Below are 2,089 nucleotides of genomic sequence, written 5' to 3' on the forward strand. Positions count from 1 at the left end.
TAGCGACTGCAGCGCATCGTAGTCGTCAATTTCCTGCTCGACCCGACGCACTTCCGCCTCGCGCTCGGCCTTGATGGCCAGGGCGCCTTCCATCTGCTCCGCGGCGTCGAGTTGCCCGGCGAGGGCCTCGCGTTGCTGATCCACATCGGCCAGCCGTTCATCGAGCTCGGCCTCGCCGAGTTGATGATGCTGGGGCTGCAACGCAGCCAGTGAAACCTCGAGCCCCGCCAGGGCCAGGCGATCATCGTGCCGGGCCAGGGTCTCGCGCAGCCGGGAGCCATCGAGGCTGAAATCGTCGGGCCCCAGCGTCATGACCGTGGCACTCAGCACCCGATTGAGGCGATCCAGCGCCTCGGCGGAGAGCACTTCACCGAGCCGGCGGTAGAGGTTGTCATCCAGATGGCGGCGCTGCTGGGTCAGCGCCTCGCGATCCCGCTCCAGGCGCTCGAGATCGCGCCGGACCGCCTCCGGGCGGCGTCCGCTGACCTGCCCGATCAGGGTGGTCTGAGCATCACGCTGCCGCTCGGCAACGGCCAGCTGATCCTCCAGTTGCCGACGCTCGGTGATCAGGGTAAAGCGCCGGGCCAGTTCGGCCTGCTGCTCATCGGCCCGGTCGAGCGCCTCGAGCTGCCCCTCGATCTGCATTCGGCGGGCGGTCAGCTCACGGTCCTGGTCAGTCTGCCGACGCTGTTCCTGCAGGCATTGGGCTTCTTCATCTGCCAGGGCCTGCTGGCGTTGCCGGTAATGCGCCTGCCAGGCGGACAGCCCCGCCTCGATACGCGGACGCCAGTCGATCAGCTTGCCACGCAGGCGCAAACGGGCCTCATAGTCCTCGGCCAGGGCATCGATGCGCCGACACTGCCCCAGGGCGGCCTGGTATTGGGCGCGCTCGGCATTCACCTCGGCGAAGGCCTTGTCCCACTCCTGCTTGAAGTCGATGTTGGCATCGGGGAGGTCACGTCGGAAGATCAGCAGCAGGTAGTGCTTGACGTCGGCGGAGCTCAACTTGTCCAGCCGCAGGGTGCGGGTCAGCACCTGCTGGAAGGCCTGGGCATCGGCGGCATGTTCCAGGCGAAAGACGGTGAAATCCGGCTCATGGGCGGTGCGTGTCCTGCGCCCCCCGTAGATCAGCTCGCGAAACTCGCTGGCGTTGTAGCGAAACACCAGCCGTTCGCGCTCGGCCAGATGTGCCGCCAGTTGCGGCTGGCGAACCAGGGTACCGTCGGCAAGGCGATAGTCCTCCACCTCCAGCGGCCCCTGGTAGGCGAAGTATTCGTACTCGTGGCTGACCCCCTTGCCGACACACCCCAGCACCACGGTGCCGCTCTGCGGCAGGCTTACCTCCAGCAGCAGGTAGGCGCTGTTGCCGGGAAAATAGAAGCGACGCGTCTTGTCGAACTCGTGGGCACCGAAGTCCATGCGGCGCCGATCGATGATCAACAGGAACTGCAAGGCATTGATCAGACTGGTCTTGCCGGTATTGTTGGGCGCGATCAGCGAGACCGAGTCATCCAGCGGCAATTCGGCGCGGTCATAGCCGGCACTGCCCAGCAGCACCAGACGCTGAAAGCCATACGACATCATGGGCCACGCTCCTCGTCATCGACGAGACCCGCTTCCCCGTCATCATGCCAGACGCCCTCCTCGAGACCCGGCACCGCACTTTCCGTCTCAGCCGCCAGCGCCTCGATGTGGTCGAGATACCGACAGACCGCCGGCAACAAGTGCCAGTGACCGCTCTCCTGACGGGCAAAGCCGAAGCGTGCCGCCGTCTCCAGCAGGCCCCACAACCCCTCGACATCCAGCCCTTCCGCGGTAAGCACTTCCTGGTGCTGCTCCTGGACGCGGGTCAGCAGGGCGCGGTCGATGATCCAGTCGCCGAAGCGCATCAACGGCTTGCCGGCATCGGCCTGGGTATCGAAGATCACCATGAACAGCAGTGCCAGCTGGCGGGTGGCCTTGTTGACCGTGCTGCTGGCCTCCTCGGTATGAAACCAGGCAAAGCCGCGGCCATCGACGCGCAACTCATAGCCAAGCGCGGCAAAGAGCGTCTGGTAGCTGGCCTGCTCGCGTTCCAGCTCGGCCCAGA

The 2,089-nt window shown here is 65.7% G+C and carries 2 protein-coding genes; both read right to left on the reverse strand.

The window, feature by feature from the left end; genetic code table 11:
- On the reverse strand, positions 1-1,584 hold a 1,584-nt coding region (locus ACESMD_RS09765), incomplete at its 3' end, for a hypothetical protein (RefSeq protein WP_372612670.1).
- The coding region (locus ACESMD_RS09770) for a hypothetical protein (RefSeq protein ID WP_372612672.1) at positions 1,581-2,089 on the reverse strand (509 nt) is incomplete at its 5' end. The genes ACESMD_RS09770 and ACESMD_RS09765, both read right to left, overlap by 4 nt.

Source organism: Halomonas sp. (assembly GCF_041689495.1).
Classification (GTDB): domain Bacteria; phylum Pseudomonadota; class Gammaproteobacteria; order Pseudomonadales; family Halomonadaceae; genus Halomonas.